This window comes from Arthrobacter sp. 24S4-2 (assembly GCF_005280255.1).
GTDB lineage: Bacteria > Actinomycetota > Actinomycetes > Actinomycetales > Micrococcaceae > Arthrobacter.
On the sequence record NZ_CP040018.1, the window covers coordinates 3,456,485 to 3,474,085 of the forward strand.

Consider the following 17,601-nt stretch of genomic DNA (forward strand, 5'->3'; position numbering starts at 1 on the left):
GAGATAGGCACAAATACATGGCACGGATCTACGACGACGTCACCCAGCTGGTCGGCGGCACTCCGCTGGTCAGGCTCAACCGCTTGACCGAGGGCCTGGACGCCCAGGTGGCTGTCAAGCTGGAGTTCTACAACCCGGCCAACAGCGTCAAGGACCGTATCGGTGTCGCCATTGTCGACGCGGCGGAGAAGTCCGGCGCCCTCAAGCCCGGCGGAACCATCGTCGAAGGAACCTCCGGCAACACGGGCATCGCCCTCGCCATGGTGGGTGCCGCCCGCGGCTACAAGGTCATCCTGACCATGCCGGAGACCATGTCAACGGAACGCCGTGTAATGCTCCGTGCCTTCGGCGCAGAGATCGTGCTCACCCCGGGCTCCGAGGGTATGCGCGGCGCCGTGGAGAAGGCCCAGGAGATTGTGGCCAACACGGAGAACTCCATCTGGGCCCAGCAGTTCGCGAACGAAGCCAACCCGGAGATCCACCGCACCACCACAGCCGAGGAAATCTGGACCGACACCGACGGCAAGGTGGACATCTTTGTGTCCGGCATCGGCACCGGCGGAACTATCACCGGCGTCGGCCAGGTCCTGAAGGAACGCAAGCCGGACGTCCAGATCGTCGCCATCGAGCCGAAGGACTCCGCCATCCTGAACGGCGGCGCCCCCGGCCCGCACAAGATCCAGGGCATCGGCGCCAACTTTATTCCCGAGATCCTGGACACCAACGTGTACGACGAAGTCCTGGATGCCACCCTCGAGGACTCCGTCCGCGTGGCCCGTGACCTTGGTACCAAGGAAGGCATCCTGGGCGGCATTTCCTCCGGCGCGATCGTCTGGGGAGCCCTCGAACTGGCCAAGCGCCCGGAGAACGCCGGCAAGCTCATCGTTGCCGTCGTCTGCGATTTCGGTGAGCGTTACATCTCCACCGTGCTCTATGACGACATCCGGGGCTAAGTCTTAGCCCGCCAATCCCCGTTCCTGTAGAAAGGTCTTTGTGAGCTTCTTCGCAAGACTTAAGGAAGACCTCGATGCCGCCCGGTCACACGACCCGGCGGCTCGAGGTTCTTTCGAGAACTTTTTCGCCTATTCGGGCCTGCACGCCATTTGGGCGCACCGCCTCACGCATAAGCTTTGGCAGAACCCGTCGCTTCGGTTCCCGGCCCGGCTCATATCACAGCTTGCGCGTTTCCTTACCGGGATCGAGATCCATCCTGGCGCCACGATCGGCAAGCGCTTCTTCATTGATCACGGCATGGGAGTGGTCATCGGCGAGACGGCGGAAATCGGCGAGGACGTCATGATTTATCACGGCGTAACGCTCGGTGGACGGTCCCTGGCCAAGGTCAAGCGGCACCCCACCATCGGGGACCGGGTGACTATCGGCGCCGGGGCCAAGATCCTGGGCCCCATCACCATCGGACGGGACAGCGCCGTGGGCGCCAATGCCGTAGTGGTCAAGGACGCACCGCCGGAATCCATCATCACCGGCGTTCCGGCCACGTGGCGCCACCGCGACGCCCAGCGGGAATCCAAACCTGCAGTGGATCCGGCCGAATACTACATCGAGTACCGGATCTAGCGGCCGAGCCGCTGGTAGATGGCCCAGAAGACCACGTCGAACACACGGTCCGGCAGGAGCCTCCGCAGTGTCACGATGGCGCGGGCGCCCTTGCCCACCGGATAACGGGTCTTGGGCCGCGCCGCTGTAGCAGCGTGGACAATGGCCTCGGCGATGACTTCCGGATGCGTTGACATGCTTGATCCTTCGGTTGATGCCAGCGCCGCGGCCACGACTTTGGCTTGATCCCGGTACGGTCCGTGGCCTGACGTTGCCAGCAGGCTCTCGCCCGAGATGCCGCCCCACTCGGTCTGCGTGCCGGCCGGTTCGATGATCGACACGTTGATGCCGTGGGGCTTGAGCTCGAGGCGCAGCGAATCACTGAGCCCTTCCACGGCGAACTTCGTGGCGTGGTACCAGGCACCCAGCGGCTCATACATCTTGCCGCCGATGGAGGACACGTTGATGATCCTGCCCCGGGCGGCCGCACGCATGGCGGGCAGAACCAACTGGGTCATGCGCGCCAGGCCAAACACGTTGACGTCGAACTGCCGGCGGCCTTCGGCCAGATCCACTTCCTCCAGGGAACCGTAGGACCCGTAGCCGGCGTTGTTCACCAGGACGTCTATTCGGCCGTGGGCTTCAAGGATGGTGCCCACGGCCGCCTCCATAGATGCCTCGTCCGTGACATCCAGGCCCAGCACCTCCACGCCGAATGCTTTCAGCGGCTCCATCTTGTCCACCCGCCGAGCCCCGGCGTACACAGCGAATCCGTGTTCGCTGAGCTTTTTGGCGGCTTCGAAGCCGATGCCGGTGGATGCACCGGTGACAAGCGCGACTGGCTGGGACATGTGCTGCACTCCTTGGCATGGGCAAGCATTCGGAACCGGCCACGACGTTACGACAACGGCCGGCGCCTCCAGAGTAGCGGGGAGGCGCCGGCGCTTAATGTCACCGGTGGTGTGAGTGCCGGTGTGGCGTTGAAGCTAGTGGGTGTCCACTGCCTCGATTTCGGACTTGTCCTCGCCCCACAGGGTGTGGAACGTACCCTCTGCGTCAACACGGCCGTAGGTGTGCGCACCGAAGAGGTCGCGCTGGCCCTGGATCACAGCGGCCGGCAGGCGCTTGCGGCGCAGGCCGTCGTAGTAAGCCAGCGAGGAGGAGAACACCGGTACGGGGATGCCCAGCTGCACGGCCGTGGCAACTACACGGCGCCATGCCGGCAGGACCTCGGCGATGGCCTTGGTGAAGGCCGGAGCGAACAGCAGGTTGGCCGGCTTATCCTCCGCGGCGTACGCCTTGGTGATTTCCTTCAGCAGTTCCGCACGGATGATGCAGCCGCCGCGCCACAGCGAGGCGATCTCGTCCAGCTTCAGGTCCCAGCCGTATTCCTTGGCTGCGGAGGTCAGCATGTCCAGGCCCTGGGCGTAGGAAACCAGCTTGGAGGCGTACAGCGCCTGGCGAACGTCTTCGACGAAGGTTTCCGGAACCTCGACGGCGATTTCCTCGCCGGCGAGCAGTTCCTGGGCCAGCTTGCGCTGTTCGGCCTGGGACGAAAGCGCACGGGCGAAGACCGATTCGGCGATGCCCGACGTCGGGGATCCCAGCTCGAGGGCGGAGATGACCGTCCAGCGGCCGGTGCCCTTCTGGCCGGCCGCGTCCACGACGACGTCGACGAACGGCTTGCCCGTGCGGGTGTCGACGTGGCCGAGGACCTCGGCGGAGATTTCGATCAGGAAGGAGGCGAGCTCGCCCTTGTTCCACTCGGCGAAAATCTTGGACTGCTCGGCCGGTTCTATGCCCGCGCCGGAGCGCAGCAGGTCGAAGGCTTCGCCGATGACCTGCATATCGGCGTACTCGATGCCGTTGTGGACCATCTTGACGAAGTGGCCGGCGCCGTCGGTGCCGATCCAGGCGCAGCAGGGCTGGCCGTCAACGTGGGCGGCGATCTTTTCCAGCAGCGGTCCGAGGGCGTCATAGGACTCCTTGGATCCGCCGGGCATGATGGACGGGCCGTTCAGGGCGCCTTCCTCACCGCCGGAGACACCGATGCCCACGAAGTGCAGGTCCTTCTTGGCGAGGGCGGCTTCGCGGCGGCGGGTGTCCTCGTAGTGCGAGTTGCCGGCGTCGATGATGATGTCGCCTGCTTCCAGCAGGGGTTCAAGCTGCTCGATCACGGAGTCAACCGGCTTGCCGGCCTTGACCATGATGAGTACGCGGCGGGGCTTCTCCAGGGAATCCACAAGCTCCTGGAGGGTTTCGGTACGCACGAAGTCGCCGTCGTGTCCGTGCTTTTCCAGCAGCGCGTCAGTCTTCTCAACAGACCTGTTGTGCAGGGCAACGGTGAAGCCGTTACGGGCCAGGTTGCGGGCGAGGTTGGCCCCCATCACCGCAAGGCCGGTGACACCGATGTGTGCTGACATCAAAACTCCAATTCATTTCTGTGCAACGTGTGCATTCTGTTCCGCACTTCCTGCGGAACACGCTTTAGAACCAGTGGCTGTCAATAAACCATATGTATTTCCGCGGACAACGGGAAAGTTGCGCCCACGTTTTGGAAGGCGGCGCGTCATAAAACAGTCTATGATGCCGCCAGCGTTCCTCCCGGCCCGGCGGTTAGGGCCCCGGTCACGGATGGTGCATGCACAGGACGGCGGGCCGGCCCGATTATGCTTACGACTATGTCAACCAGCCTCCATCATCGCGCCATCGAACACCTGGGAACCCGTATCGTGGGCGGCGCCCTGCCTACGGGCCACGTGATGCTGGCTGAGCAGCTCGAAGACGAACTGAAGGTCTCCCGCTCCGTGGTCCGCGAAGCTGTCCGCGTCCTGCAGTCCCTCGGCCTGGTAGAAACCATCAAGCGCGTGGGAATCCGGGTGCTCCCGGCCAGCCGCTGGAATCCCTTCGATCCCCTCGTCATCCGCTGGCGCCTGGCCGGCGACGGTCGCGGCGCGCAACTGAGGTCCCTCGCGGAGCTGCGCTCCGCCGTCGAACCTGTCGCCGCCGAACTGGCGGCCGCAAACGCCCCCCAGGACCTCCGGAAGGAACTCCTCGACGTTTCGCTGGCCATGCGCGATGCCGGCCAGGCTGGCAACGTGGCGGAGTTCCTGGAGCTGGACATCCACTTTCACTCCCTGCTCCTCACCGGGTCCGGCAACGAAATGTTCGCGAACCTCGTGGGCCAGGTGGCTGAAACCCTGACCGGCCGGACGGTCCACGGCCTCATGCCGGACCACCCCCGTGAAACCGCACTGCAGTGGCATGTGGATGTTGCCGAGGCCATTGCCGCCGGTGACACTGAGGGTGCCCGGGAAGCCTCCAGCCGGATCATGCGCGAGACAATCACCGAGATGGAGGCCAGCTGGCGGGACCAGCCCAGGGTCTTCATCCCGCTGCAGCCGGGCTGACGGACGAACCGACCGCCCGCGCCCGGTCCCGGCTGGTCGCCGGGCCAGGCGCAGGCCGCCTACTCCTCCGCGGTCGGCCTGAAGTCCAGCAGGACCTTTCCGGATTCCGCTGAATTCCTGGCCATTTCAAAGGCCTCGAGACCGCGTTCCAGCGGGAAGTCGTGCGTGACCACGGGGTCCACGAACAGTGTGCCGTCCGCGAGAGCCGCGATGACCTCGTCGATTTCACTGTTGAAGCGGAAGGAACCAAGGAGTTCCAGCTCGCGGGTGATGGCCAGGGAGATCAGGACGGGCTGGGGTCCGGAGGGCAGCAGGCCCACCATCACCACTTTGCCGCCGCGGACGGTTCCTTTGATCGCGGAAGCAAGGCCGTGGTGCCTGCCGGAGGATTCGATGACCACGTCCGCCTCCACCGCGGCTATGGCCTCGGCGTCGTCGGCTTTCAGGACCTCGTGGGCGCCGACGGCCCGGGCGATCTCCAGCGGTTTCGGGTGCATGTCCACGGCAACAATCCGTTCGGCACCCGCGCGCTTGAGGACCGCCACCGCCAGGGCGCCGATGGGACCGCTGCCGATCACCAGCGCCGTCTTGCCCTTGACGTCTCCGGCGCGGGCCACGGCATGCCAGGCAACGGCGGCCGGTTCCGCCAGGGCGGCGGTCCGCAGTCTGAGGCTTTCGGGCAGCGGCCGGAGCATCCGGGCAGGCAGGACGGCGTAGCGGCTGAAGGCGCCGTCGGTGTGCGGGAAGCGGGCGGCGCTCCCCAGATAAGTGCAGCCCGGCGACAGGTTGGGCCGGTCTTCGGGATACCGGGCGGCGCCGGGACCCGGCGTGGCGGGGTGGACGGCGACGGGGGTGCCGGCTGCGGGGCCGGTACCGTCGGCGGCGGCCTGCGCCACGACGCCGACGATCTCATGGCCCAGGACCATGGGCGCCTTCAGGATCGATTCCCCGGCCGCGCCGTGCAGCCAGTAGTGCAGGTCCGAACCGCAGATCCCGCCGTACACGACCTCAACGACGGCCTGGTCCGCCGCGGGTGCCGCCAGCGGGACGTCTTCGATGCGCAGGTCGCCGGCGGCGTGCGCGACGACGGCCGGGCCGGACGCGGGAAGGGCTGAAACTGCCGACATCAGACCACCACCGTCATTCCGCCGTCGATGAAAATGGTCTGGCCGTTGACGAAATTGGAACCATCGGATGCGAGCCACACCGCCGGGCCGGCCAGGTCCTGCACTGTCCCCCACCGGTGCGCCGGCGTGCGGCCGAGGATCCAGGAGTTGAACTGCTCATCGTCCACCAGGTTCTGGGTCATTTCGGTGTGGATGTAGCCCGGTGCAATGCCGTTGATCTGCAGGCCCGAGGCTGCCCATTCCGCGGTCATGGCCCGGGTCAGGTTCCGGAGCCCGCCCTTGGCCGCAACGTACGGGGCGATGGTGGGGCGAGCGAGGTCGGTCTGCACCGAGCAGATGTTGATGATCTTGCCGTGTCCGCGCGGAATCATGTGCCGGGCCGCTTCCCGGCCTACGAGGAACGCGCTGGTGAGATCGGTTTTGATCACCCGTTCCCAGTCGCTGACTTCCAGCTCCAGCATGGGCACGCGGTGCTGGATGCCCGCGTTGTTCACCAGGATTTCCAGCGGTCCCACGTTTTCCTCCACCCAGGCGACGCCGCGGGCGGCCCCGGTGTCCTTTGTGACGTCGAAGGCGCAGCTGTGCACCCGCCCCGGCGGGTAGTCGGCCGCCATGGCTGCCTCGGCGGCCTTGAGCCGCTCGGGGTTGATGCCGTTGAGCACCACCGTGGCACCGGCATCAGCCAGCGCCCGCGCCAGGGCATTGCCGATCCCCCGGCTGGAACCCGTGACCAGGGCGATGCGCCCGGTCAGGTCAAAAAGTGCACTCATGGTTTGTTGTTCCTCAATTGGTCTTGACTGCGTTGTGATCACTGAGATTCGAGATGGTTTGCCGGACGGCGGCGAGATCGAGGTCCCCCAGCCCCTGGCGCCTCAATTCGGCGTAGAGTTCGGCGCCGGCAGCCGCCATGGGTACGGCGGCGCCCACCGCGGCGGCACTTTCCAGCACGAAGGAAAGGTCCTTGTGCATGAACTTCGCCGGGCCGGTGGGCTCGTAGTGCTTCGCGGCGAGACGGGGCCCGACGACGTCCAGAACCGTGCTTCCCGCCAGTCCGCCGGAAAGCACCTCATACAAGGCTTGGACATCCATGCCGGAGCGTTCGGCGAGCTCAGCGGCCTCGGCAAGCGCCGCCGTCGTGGTTCCCACGATGAGCTGGTTACAGGCTTTCGCCAGCGATCCGGACCCCAGGCGCCCCAGCCGCCGGACTGTGCTGCCCATGGCACTGAAGAGGGGAAGGAGCCGTTTGAAGTCTCCTTCCTCCGCGCCCGCCATGATGGCCAGGGTTCCGTCCTCGGCACCTTTGGTGCCGCCGCTGACGGGTGCATCGACGACGACGGCGTTGCCGCCGCTGGCGGAAGCCACCCTCGCCCCGAAGTTCTTCACGGCTGCCGGGGAGACGCTGCTCATGACCACGACGGCGGTGCCCGGTTCAGGTGCCTGTACGGACCAGGCACCCAGCAGCCCGGCCGCCGCATCCTCGATGTAGGAGAGATCAGGGAGCATAAAAATAATGACCGGTTCGTCGCGCAGCGATGCGACGTCTGCGGCGCGGACGCCGCCGCGGGCCGCAAAGTCATCCAGCGCAGCGGCTGACCTGTTCCACCCGGTGACGGCCCATCCGGCCTTCAGCAGGTTGGCAGCCATGTGGGCGCCCATCAGGCCCAGGCCGACGAAACCGGCTCTCTTTTCGCCCGAACCTTCACTCAAATCGTGGTCTGTCTGCTCGATCATCGGCAGCGGCACCTCACTTCATTGTGGTTAATGGAGGGAAATCTGTTCAATATCCTAGCCTCCATTCAGTATGATGAACACTATGACGACTAAAACCACCGTCGCAATCGCCGTCCCGCTCGAAGCTGAGCTGGTTGGGCGCATCCGCGCCGTAGATCCCGCCGTGACCGTCCTCTATGAGCCCGACCTCCTCCCGCCCGAACGGTTCCCGGCGGACCACTCCGGCGATCCGGACTTCAAGCGGACCCCCGAACAGGAGGAGCGGTACTGGGACATGCTGAACAAGGCCGACATCCTGTACGGATTCCCCAATGAGAATCCTGCCGGGCTGGCCCGCATTGCAGCAAGCAACCCCCGGCTCCAGTGGATCCACGCAATGGCCGCAGGCGCGGGCGGAGCCGTGAAGGCATCCGGCCTGGACCAGGAAACCCTGCAGAAATTCAAGGTCACCACCTCCGCCGGAGTTCACGCCCTGCCGCTGGCGGAGTTCGCAGCACTGGGTATCCTCAACGGCTTCAAGCGCAGCGCCGAGCTGGCCGTGGACCAGGCAGCCAAGGTCTGGCCTGAACTGCGCACGCCGACGCGCCTTGTGAACGGCTCCACCCTGGTGGTGACGGGCCTCGGCGAGATCGGGCTGGAAACCGCCCGCATCGCCCGGGCGCTCGGCATGAAAGTCAGCGGAACGAAGCGGACCGTGGAGCCGATCGAGGGCATCGAGGAGGTTGCCGGCAACGACGGCCTGGCCGGGCTGCTCGCTTCGGCAGACGCCGTCGTCAACACCCTGCCCGGCACGCCGTATACGGAAAAGCTGTTCAGCAGCGAAGTGTTCGCTGCCATGAAGCCGGGCACGGTGTTCGTCAACGTGGGCCGCGGCACCGTGGTGGACGAGGACGCACTGCTGGAGGCGCTCGACAGCGGCCAGGTTGGCTACGCCTGCCTCGACGTCTTCGCCGTCGAGCCGCTGCCGCAGGACAGCCCGCTGTGGAACCACCCCCAGGTCATGGTGTCCCCGCACACCTCGGCCCTGAGCGCGGCGGAGAACCGGCTGATCGCCGAACGCTTCAGCAGCAACCTGCGCACGTTCCTCGACGGCGGGGAGCTCCCCCACCTCGTGGACACCGTGCACTTCTACTAGACCGGGCCAATCCCGGGGTCCACCGGATCCCGCGGCACGCGCGCAGAACAGGGCGGCTCCTCCAATAACGGAGGGGCCGCCCTTGTTGTGGACTGCCGGGATCTATTGCCGCCGCGCCCGGACGACATCGGCGGCGCTCTCTGCCTGGCCCCGCGTAGCAAGTCCTGCCACCACACCGTCGATGTCGGCATCGGGCCGGTTCTGGCTGAGCTTGGCCTTGGCCTCGATCCGGGTGATCACCAGTTCGAGGCCTACGATGGCGCGCAGCTGGCCGGAGATGTAGCGCTCCGGTGCATCGTCCACGCTCCATGGGTGATCGAAGCCTGCCTCGTTGACGTCGGTCAGCCGCCTGACCTGGCCGGCGAGCCAGGCCGGGTCGTCGTGGATCACCAGGTTCCCGTACACGTGGGCCGTGGAGTAGTTCCAGGTGGGCACAACGCGCCCGTGCTCGGCCTTCGAGGCGTACCAGGACGCCGAGATGTAGGCGTCGGCGCCCTGAATGATCATGAGTGATTCTCCAATCGGAGCTTCGGACCACTGCGGGTTGTTCCGGGCAACGTGGGCGTGCAGGGCACCGTGCCCGCCCACCGAGGGATCGAAGACGAACGGCAGCAGCGTGGCGAGAAGGCCCTGCGAGGTCTGGGTGATCAGATTGGCCGAGCCCGGGCGGGCTAGGAGGTCATGGATGGCGTCCGCTCCGGCTGCGAAGTGGGCTGGGATGTACATGGGATCTTCCTTCCTTTCCTTTCGATGTTCAGGGATTCCGGCCCGGCAGCGCCGGCCCAGAGGATGACGGCGCCGGCCTGAGCCGGACCCGCACGGCTGCGCCGGCGCAAAGGATGACGGCGAGGCCGCCCAAGATGGTCATCCAGGTCAGGGCCTCGCCGAGGAGGAGCCCGGCCCAGCAGATACTCAGCACCGGCTGGATGAGCTGGATCTGGCTGACCTTGGACATGGGGCCGACGGCCAGGCCCCGGTACCAGGCGAAGAAGCCCAGGAACATGCTCACCACGCCCAGGTACGCGAACGCCGCCCACTGGACCGGAGTGGCCGCCGGCGGCTGCTGGGTTGCGGAGAGCACCGTCAGGACCACCATCAGCGGCGACGCCAGCACCAACGCCCAGGACACGGTCTGCCAGGCGCCGAGCTCGCGGGCCAGCAGGCCGCCCTCCGCGTAGCCGATGGCTGCGGCCACTACTGCGCCAAGGAGCAGCAGGTCCGCCGAGTGCAGCTGTCCGGATCCACCGGACTGCATGGAGGCGAAGGCGATGGCCGCCAGCGCGCCCACGCCGGTGATAAGCCAGAATGCCACGGGTGGACGCTCGCGCGCCCGAAGAACAGCGGCCATTGCCGTCGCTGCCGGAAGCAGGGCGATGACGACGGCGCCGTGGCTGGCTGGCGTGGTGGTCAGCGCGAAGGAACTTAGCAAGGGAAACCCGATGACGACGCCGCCCGCAACCACCGCGAGCCGGGCCCACTGCACACCGGAGGGGAAGCGCTGACGTGTGAGCGTAAGGGCAAAGGCCGCCAGGACCGCGGCCACCACTGCCCTGCCGGACCCGATAAACAACGGGGAGAGCCCCGCGACGGCCACCTTGGTGAAGGGAACCGTGAACGAGAAGGCCGCTACTCCGAGGAGGCCCCACCACAGTCCGGAACGCTCACGGGACAGTACCACTGGGCGAATTAGCGTAGTAGCGCTACTATTGTCTCTCATGAACAACGATAGCAGCTCTCGAATTGCAGCGCGACTGCGGGAGTGGATCACCAAAGCGGCACCAGGATCCCGGCTGCCGTCTACGCGGTCGCTCGTGGCCGACTACCAGGCCAGTCCGGTGACCGTGCAAAAAGCGCTGCAGGCACTGACTGCGCAGGGCCTGATCGAAAGCCGGCCCGGAGTCGGGACTTTCGTGCGGGCCGTCCGGACGGCGCGTCCCTCAGACTACGGCTGGCAGACAGCGGCGCTGCGGTCACCGCTGGCGCAGCTTCCGTCATCCTCCACCACCATGCGCGATGTGGCGAACGACGCCATCGCCTTCCACTCCGGCTACCCGGACCGCGAACTCCTGCCTGAAAGGCTGGTGCGTGCCGCCCTTACCCGGGCCGCCCGGGGCAATGCAGCGTTATCCCGTCCCCCGGCAGCGGGCCTGCCGGAACTGCAGTCGTGGTTCGCCCACGAACTCGGCGCCTCGACGCCGGCCGGAACCACACCGCCGAACCCGAGCGACGTCGTCGTACTGCCCGGGAGCCAAAGCGGTCTCAGCTCCATCTTCAGCGCCCTCGCCGGCCGCGGACAGCCATTGTTGATGGAGTCACCAACCTACTGGGGCGCCATCCTGGCGGCGGCGCAGGCAGGCGTCCGCGTTGTCCCGGTGCCCAGCGGACCGGACGGTCCGGACCCGGCGGAACTGGCCCGGGCTTTTGACGAAACCGGCGCGCGCCTGTTTTACGCCCAGCCGAACTACGCGAATCCCACCGGTGCGCAGTGGGCCGCCGGACGGGGTGAACAGGTCCTGGATGTGGTGCGCGGAAAAGGCGCATTCCTGGTGGAGGACGACTGGGCGCACGACTTCGGCATCACCACCAGCCCAGTTCCGGTCGCCTCCCGCGACGACTCCGGCCACGTTGTCTACCTCCGCTCCCTGACCAAGAGCGTGTCCCCGGCCATCCGCATCGCCGCCGTGATCGCGCGCGGCCCGGCACGTGAGCGCATCCTCGCGGACCGGGCAGCCGAGTCAATGTATGTCAGTGGCCTGCTCCAGGCCGCAGCGCTCGACGTCGTGACGCAGCCCGGGTGGCAGACGCACCTGCGCAGCCTCCGGCACCAGTTGCAGTCGCGCCGCGACCTGCTGGTCACCAGCATGCGCGAGCACGCCCCGCAGGCGCACATCGAGCAGGTCCCCAAGGGAGGGCTGAACCTCTGGGCCCGCCTGCCCGACGGCACGGACCTTGAACGGCTGGCCAGCGACTGCGAAAGCGCCGGCGTGATCATCGCCGCCGGGCGGGAGTGGTTCCCGGCCGAGCCTGCCGGCGCCTTCATCCGCCTCAACTACTCCGGGTCCAACCCCGGAGCCTTTCCGGAAGGTGCGCGGATCATCGGCCAGGCGCTGGAGCGCATCACTTCCTCCTAGAGGTCAGGAAAGCACGCAAAAGCCGTGGCTCCGTCCGAACGGACGGAGCCACGGCCTCGATTTGGGGTGCAGTTCCGGTGCTGCGGGTGGGTGCTAGCTGGCGTCCTCGGTGAGGACGAGGTCGCGGCCATTGGTCTCCGGCGTAAAGAACGTCGTGGCGAAGGAGATCAGCGCGAGCACCAGCGAATAGATGGCGGGCACCAGCCAGGAGTGATTCGTGGCAGCCAGCAGGGCCACACCGATCATCGGCGCAAATCCGCCGGCAAGAACGGCTGAGAGTTCCCGGCTCAGGGCCACGCCGGTGAAACGGTGCTGCGAACCGAACAGCTCCGGGAGAAGTGCGCACTGCGGCCCGAGCATGGATTGGACGCCCAGGGCGATGCCAACCACCATGACAGCCCACACCAGGGTGACGTTGCCCAACGTGATCAGGTAGAAGGCCGGAAGGGCGATGATCGCCTGGAAGAGGGCCCCGTACCGGTACACCGGAACACGCCCAAACCGGTCAGACAGGGCCCCGAAGACCACCACCATGACGGCGGCGCAGGCAGCTGCGATCAGGAGCCCGGTGGAACCGATGAATTTGTCGCCGGGGAACACGCCGGCCGGCATGCTGATGAAGGAGACCAGGAGCGCCGAGTAGATGGACGAGTTTCCGTTTTCGCCCATGCGCAGGCCGATGCCGACGAGCACGTTCTTCTTGGAATGCTTCCAGATCTGGCCAACGGGGTTCTTGACCACGGCCTTGTGCTTTTCCAGCTCCTGGAAGACCGGTGTTTCTTTCAGCCTGAGCCGGATAAACACCGCGACGGCAATCAGGATGAAGCTTGCCAGGAACGGCACACGCCACAGCCATCCCTGGAGAACTGATTTGTCGGCGAGTGCCATCAGCGCGAAAGTGCCGGCACCAAGCAGGGTTCCCAGCTGGATTCCCACAAACGGCAGCGCGGCAAAGAACCCACGACGGCGGCGCGGAGCCACTTCGGAAATGAGCGTCGTTGCGCCTGCCTGCTCTGCGCCGGCCCCAAGCCCCTGGACTATGCGGAACACAACCAGGAGCACTGCACCCAGCATTCCGGCCTGCTCAAACGTTGGCAGCAGGCCGATGGCGAAGCTAGCCATACCCATCATGCCGATCGTGAGCAGGAGGACCATTTTCCGGCCGAAGCGGTCGCCGATGTAGCCGAAGACGACTCCGCCAAAGGGCGGGCCGCAAAGCCGACGCCGAACGTGGCGAGAGACGCGATGACGGCGCCGGTTTCCCCCAGCGGGGAGAAGAACAGCGGCCCGAAGATGAGGGCCGAGGCCAGCCCGTAGATGTAGAAATCGTAGTACTCCAGAGCGGAGCCTACGGAGCTGGCAAGAAGTGCCCTCCGCAGTTGTTCCGGTTCGACGACAGTGCCGTCCACATCGGCAATCGGTGATTTAGTACGAGTTGTCACTAGCACTCCCTTGAGAACACTCCAGACCCCCGTTGGTCTGGTGGGATAGCGCAACACCGGTGGTGTCGATCACTATATTGAACAGAGTACAGCACCCTGAACAGATAGCCAATGATGAAATCCGTTTTATTTTCCCGGGGGTTTAGCGCTTGCCTTATGCGCCCCTCCAGGGGGCTGTGCTAGCCCATGGGATTGCCCAGGGACCGGGCCAGCTCCTTGAGTTCCTTCACCATCATGGCGCCCTGCTCGTCGGAGTAGGTGGCCTTCAGTGCCGTGACGGAAAGCCCCAGGCTGGGGCCATGGGCTCCCCTGGTGGGCACGGAGACGGCCAGGCAGACCACGCCCGTGGTTGACTCTTCGTCCTCGAAGGCAAATCCCCGCTCGCGGATCACAGGCAGCTGCTCCTTAAACTCGGCTCCCGTTCGCAGCGACTTCGGAGTCAGCACGGGAAGCTCCGCGTCATCCGGGAACATCTCCTCGATGTCATGGTCGTGAAGCCGGGCAATGAGCGCCTTCCCGACAGCACACAGTGACACCGGCATCTTGTCGCCGATATTGGAGGTCAGGCGGACCGCCGGGTGGCCCTCGTACCGGGCCAGATAGATGACATTCGTACCGTCGAGCATGGCGATGCGAACGGTTTCGCCGGAGAGAGTGGGGGCCTGTTCACAGAAGCGGTAGAACTCCTGGACCTCGTCCAGCCGGCTGAGGTACGCCGCGCCGAGCTCCACGAGCTTGCGGCCGAGCGTAAAGTCCGCCCCCTGGCGGTTGATCAGCCGGGCCTCCTCGAGAGCGAGGAGCAGGTTGGAGGTAGATGACTTGGGAATCCCCAGCTCCCTGGCGAGGTCGCTGAGAGTGAGGCGTCCCGTCGCGGAGGCAGCCAAAGCCTCCAGCACGGCGGCGGCACGCGTCACGGCCGGCGCCGGAGACGCACTCCCCAGTCCATCAGAGGTGCGGGGAGCTCGGGAATCGGCCATGATTCTCCTTAAAGGGTCAGGCGCGTCCGTTACGGCGCCATTCGAGAACGTGTTCAATCAGCTGAACAGTAACCATCATAATGTGTGGACATCCATTTTGTTCCCCCTGCGCCTTATGGCCCGGGCGTGCGAAACCCGCCGTACGGGACGTCAACCATGAAAGGCGCGACCTTCACAGCCCAAGCTGTTTCACATTTCGAAAAATTCACTGTATATTCAACTTCAAGCCTTCCACCGCGGCATCCCCCAATAGCCGCGGTGGAAGGCTTTTCCAATTCCCCGGCGGTTCCGGGGGCCGGGCGTCAGGCAGCGTCGGCTACGGACTCCCGCAGCCGCCAGCCGCCGCCGAGCCCGTCGCGGACCAGTTCCATGGTGGTTAGCGCTGAATTCGCATTCCTCCCGAGCCGCACCTGGACCTGCCAGACCTCGATATCCACCCTGCCCAGGCCCTTGGGCATCCTGCGTTCGGCCTCCCACCAGCTGATGCGCTCAAACCAGCGGACCGGCTCCGCGCCGATGGTCCATTCGCGGCCACCGCGGGTGACCGCAAGTGGACGGCCATCCGGTGCCATCCTCATCATGACGTGTTCCATGCCGCAACACTATGGACAGGGTCCGACAATTTTGCCCCTGGCCGCAAACACTAAAAAACCCCGCCCTTGCTGACCTTTCGGACTGCAATGACGGGGTTTCGCTGGTGGGTCCTACCGGGATCGAACCGATGACATCCACGGTGTAAACGTGGCGCTCTACCAGCTGAGCTAAAGACCCAAACCGTGACTTCAGCGCCTCAGCGCTTCAACCAACGAACAGCAACTGTACCGGATAAATCCCGCAAAACGCCAATCGGGGCCGACGCCAGGCTGCCGTGAGGCGCACATCACAGATCCGGCAGCTCGGCGGCAAGCCAGGCAAGTGATTCGCTGACACCGGCCTCCAGCTTGATCGTGGCCAGGTCATCACCCCGCGTGGCCCCCCGGTTGATGATCACTACCGGCTTCTCCTGCTTGGCCGCATGCCGGACGAAGCGAAGTCCACTCATGACAGTCAGTGAGGATCCGGCAACAACCAGTGCGCCCGCCTCATCAACCATGGCGTAGGAACGCTCGACCCGGTCCCTGGGAACATTTTCGCCGAAGTAGACAAAGTCGGGCTTGAGGGTGCCGCCGCAGGCCGGGCAGTGCGCGACGACGAAATCACGGATGAGATCCGCATCCTCAACGGTGGCGTCGGCGTCGGGCGCCATTTCCACGAGGCCGCCCGCAAGTGCCCGTTCCAGGAATCCGGGGTTGAGTTCTTCCAGGACGCCTGCCAGCAGGGTCCTGCTGTAACGCCGCGCGCAGTCAAGGCAGGCAACCCGGTCAAACCGCCCGTGCAGGTCCACCACATTGACGCTGCCGGCATCCTCGTGGAGACGGTCGACGTTTTGGGTGATGAGGCCGGTCAGGAGTCCGCGGTGCTCCAACCGGGCGGCCGCAGCGTGCCCGCCATTGGGGTCGGCGCGCCGAAGGTGGGACCAGCCAATATGGTTTCGTGCCCAGTACCTCTGCCGGTTGTCCGGGTGGCCGAGGAACTCCTGATAGGTCATGGGTGCCCTGGGCGCAGCACCAGGTCCGCGGTAGTCCGGGATACCCGAGTCAGTACTTAGTCCGGCTCCGGTGAGGAGGGCGAAGCGGATGCCGGCCAGGGTGTCGCGGATGCCCCGGAGTACACCGAGTTCGTCCGCGGATGGAGGGGCGGCGCCTACCGGCGGCAGGCTGGCGAACCCAGTCATGCCCACGCCAGGACGCCGCTCCCGCATCGCGTCAGCTCCCGGCGAGCCCCGCCAGGGCGGTGCGGTATCCGGCCAGGTCCCGGGCCTGCCCCCGCGGATTCACCACGACGTAACGGATGATGCCGTCCGCATCGATGATGAAGGTTCCACGCTGCGCCATGCCACTGTCCGGATCGAAGACCCCGTAGAGGGAGGCTGCCCCGCCGTGCGGCCAGAAGTCGGCCAGCAGGTCGAAGCCGTAGCCCTCTTTTTCAGCGTAGGCACGCAGGGTGAATTTGCTGTCCACGGAAACCGCGAGAACGGTCGCATTCGAGTCTGCGAATAGCGACAAATTGTCGCGGACCTCACACAATTCGCCTGTGCAGATTCCCGAGAAGGCAAACGGATAGAAGATTACGACGACGTTGCGTCCGCGAAGGTCCGACAACCGGACAGGTTCGCCGAACTGATTGACGAGTTCAAAGTCGGGTGCGGTGTCGCCTATTTCCGGAAGAACGCCGACCGCCGTGGCAGCCTGTACCGGCGGAGGCGTCACTTGTTCTTCCTGGTGACCAGGCGCGTGGCGCTCCAGTCCTTGGACACACCCGGTGACGTAGTGAGGTGGAGCCCCGCTGTGGGTGCGGCTTCCTGGATCTCTGCCGGGGACACGTAACCGGTCCGCCCCGACTTCGGCGTCAGCACCCAGACCACGCCGTTCTCACTCAGGGTGGTCAGTGAATCCATGAGCGTGTCCACCAGGTCCCCGTCGCCGTCGCGCCACCAGAATATGACGGCGTCGACTACGTCGTGGTCGTCTTCATCAAGGAGTTCCGAGCCCGTGAGGTCTTCAATATCGTCACGTAAGTCGAAGTCGACGTCGTCGTCGTAACCGAACTCCTGAATCAGATCCCCGTTCTTGAAACCCAATTTTTCCGCCACATTTACCGAAGTGGCGGCGTCGGCCTCGCTCACGTGTTCCTCCAATGCTTAGTCATTTTCACAAATCTAGTGATTTCCATTACTACAAGCCAACACCCTTTGTGCCTGCTCTTCAAGCTGTTGCCCCCGCGATCCCACTTATTCTGCGTCACACCGGGTCCTGACGTACCTCCGACAAGGCGGCCTTCCGTCACACAACCAGTATGACGTCAAATACGACGGGGGCGTCAGGCAGCGGCTACGCATCGGATAGCTCTCACAGCTAGAGTGGCTGATGACGACTATGCCGGCGGGGCGATCGCCCTGGTTTTATGCGGTCATAGACGTGATAGGACCCTGCCCGGCGCACATGACCGGGCTGTTGTAACCGATACGTCGCACACGTCGCGTTCATGCCAG

17 protein-coding genes, 1 tRNA gene and 1 pseudogene are annotated in these 17,601 nt (G+C 65.4%); 5 read left to right on the top strand and 14 right to left on the bottom strand.

The annotated features are described in order from the left end of the window. The first annotated feature begins 17 nt into the window (after window positions 1-17). Both cysK and epsC read left to right on the top strand, forming a co-directional pair. Window positions 18-953, top strand: coding sequence for a cysteine synthase A (gene cysK / locus FCN77_RS16075; RefSeq protein ID WP_137323069.1), 936 nt, complete (start codon window positions 18-20; stop codon window positions 951-953). Window positions 954-993: 40 nt separating this feature from the next. After that, window positions 994-1,578 (top strand): serine O-acetyltransferase EpsC, encoded by a 585-nt coding sequence (gene epsC, locus FCN77_RS16080; protein WP_137323070.1) that lies wholly within the window; start codon window positions 994-996, stop codon window positions 1,576-1,578. Here the strand turns inward: epsC and FCN77_RS16085 are convergent. Both FCN77_RS16085 and gndA read right to left on the bottom strand, forming a co-directional pair. Further along, window positions 1,575-2,408 (bottom strand): oxidoreductase, encoded by an 834-nt coding sequence (locus tag FCN77_RS16085; protein ID WP_137323071.1) that lies wholly within the window; start codon window positions 2,406-2,408, stop codon window positions 1,575-1,577. The two genes, epsC and FCN77_RS16085, sit on opposite strands and share 4 nt — an antisense overlap. 135 nt (window positions 2,409-2,543) lie before the next feature. Further along, on the bottom strand, window positions 2,544-3,980 hold the full coding sequence (gndA, locus tag FCN77_RS16090; protein WP_137323072.1) for an NADP-dependent phosphogluconate dehydrogenase: 1,437 nt from the start codon (window positions 3,978-3,980) through the stop codon (window positions 2,544-2,546). A 258-nt stretch (window positions 3,981-4,238) separates the two neighbouring features. Between gndA and FCN77_RS16095 the strand changes: the two genes are divergently transcribed. Continuing rightward, the gene (locus FCN77_RS16095) at window positions 4,239-4,967 is read left to right on the top strand and encodes a FadR/GntR family transcriptional regulator (protein ID WP_137323073.1); all 729 of its coding nucleotides are present in this window, start codon (window positions 4,239-4,241) and stop codon (window positions 4,965-4,967) included. 59 nt (window positions 4,968-5,026) lie between these two features. Here the strand turns inward: FCN77_RS16095 and FCN77_RS16100 are convergent, their stop codons facing one another. From FCN77_RS16100 to FCN77_RS16110, 3 genes are read right to left on the bottom strand one after another with little or no spacing between them, the layout of a single operon-like run. Further along, on the bottom strand, window positions 5,027-6,094 hold the full coding sequence (locus tag FCN77_RS16100; RefSeq protein ID WP_137323074.1) for an L-idonate 5-dehydrogenase: 1,068 nt from the start codon (window positions 6,092-6,094) through the stop codon (window positions 5,027-5,029). After that, window positions 6,094-6,864: an SDR family oxidoreductase gene (locus tag FCN77_RS16105; RefSeq protein ID WP_137323075.1), complete on the bottom strand. Its 771-nt coding sequence runs from the start codon at window positions 6,862-6,864 to the stop codon at window positions 6,094-6,096. Before FCN77_RS16105 ends, FCN77_RS16100 begins: the two co-directional genes overlap by 1 nt. Window positions 6,865-6,877: 13 nt before the next feature. Beyond that, on the bottom strand, window positions 6,878-7,825 hold the full coding sequence (locus FCN77_RS16110; RefSeq protein WP_137323076.1) for an NAD(P)-dependent oxidoreductase: 948 nt from the start codon (window positions 7,823-7,825) through the stop codon (window positions 6,878-6,880). A 70-nt stretch (window positions 7,826-7,895) separates the two neighbouring features. Here FCN77_RS16110 and FCN77_RS16115 point away from each other — a divergent pair, with 70 nt between their 5' ends. Next, the gene (locus tag FCN77_RS16115) at window positions 7,896-8,960 is read left to right on the top strand and encodes a D-2-hydroxyacid dehydrogenase (RefSeq protein ID WP_137323077.1); all 1,065 of its coding nucleotides are present in this window, start codon (window positions 7,896-7,898) and stop codon (window positions 8,958-8,960) included. Between the two features lie 102 nt (window positions 8,961-9,062). Here FCN77_RS16115 and FCN77_RS16120 read toward each other — a convergent pair whose 3' ends face one another. Continuing rightward, the gene (locus FCN77_RS16120; RefSeq protein ID WP_137323078.1) at window positions 9,063-9,686 is read right to left on the bottom strand and encodes an FMN-binding negative transcriptional regulator; all 624 of its coding nucleotides are present in this window, start codon (window positions 9,684-9,686) and stop codon (window positions 9,063-9,065) included. A gap of 28 nt (window positions 9,687-9,714) precedes the next feature. Then, a complete protein-coding gene (locus FCN77_RS16125) occupies window positions 9,715-10,677 on the bottom strand; it encodes a DMT family transporter (RefSeq protein ID WP_137323079.1) in 963 nt (320 codons plus the stop codon). Here FCN77_RS16125 and FCN77_RS16130 point away from each other — a divergent pair. After that, window positions 10,676-12,091 carry a PLP-dependent aminotransferase family protein gene (locus FCN77_RS16130; protein ID WP_137323080.1) on the top strand — a complete coding sequence of 472 codons (1,416 nt, stop codon included), beginning with the start codon at window positions 10,676-10,678 and terminating at the stop codon, window positions 12,089-12,091. The genes FCN77_RS16125 and FCN77_RS16130 overlap by 2 nt on opposite strands. A gap of 93 nt (window positions 12,092-12,184) precedes the next feature. Here FCN77_RS16130 and FCN77_RS16135 read toward each other — a convergent pair. The 7 genes and pseudogenes from FCN77_RS16135 to FCN77_RS16165 form a co-directional block, all read right to left on the bottom strand. Continuing rightward, window positions 12,185-13,533: pseudogene (locus FCN77_RS16135) on the bottom strand (MFS transporter). A gap of 179 nt (window positions 13,534-13,712) precedes the next feature. Beyond that, entirely contained in the window at window positions 13,713-14,510 is a 798-nt protein-coding gene (locus tag FCN77_RS16140) for an IclR family transcriptional regulator (protein ID WP_137323081.1), read from the bottom strand. Between the two features lie 302 nt (window positions 14,511-14,812). Beyond that, the gene (locus FCN77_RS16145) at window positions 14,813-15,103 is read right to left on the bottom strand and encodes a hypothetical protein (RefSeq protein WP_137323082.1); all 291 of its coding nucleotides are present in this window, start codon (window positions 15,101-15,103) and stop codon (window positions 14,813-14,815) included. Window positions 15,104-15,205: 102 nt separating this feature from the next. After that, a tRNA-Val gene (locus FCN77_RS16150) sits at window positions 15,206-15,281 on the bottom strand. A gap of 109 nt (window positions 15,282-15,390) precedes the next feature. Beyond that, window positions 15,391-16,311 carry an NAD-dependent protein deacetylase gene (locus FCN77_RS16155; protein ID WP_137323083.1) on the bottom strand — a complete coding sequence of 307 codons (921 nt, stop codon included), beginning with the start codon at window positions 16,309-16,311 and terminating at the stop codon, window positions 15,391-15,393. A gap of 4 nt (window positions 16,312-16,315) precedes the next feature. Beyond that, complete coding sequence (locus FCN77_RS16160; RefSeq protein ID WP_137323084.1) at window positions 16,316-16,819, bottom strand: peroxiredoxin; 504 nt, start codon at window positions 16,817-16,819, stop codon at window positions 16,316-16,318. After that, the gene (locus FCN77_RS16165; protein WP_137323085.1) at window positions 16,816-17,235 is read right to left on the bottom strand and encodes a DUF3052 domain-containing protein; all 420 of its coding nucleotides are present in this window, start codon (window positions 17,233-17,235) and stop codon (window positions 16,816-16,818) included. The genes FCN77_RS16160 and FCN77_RS16165 overlap by 4 nt, the downstream gene beginning before the upstream one ends. Window positions 17,236-17,601: the final 366 nt, after the last annotated feature.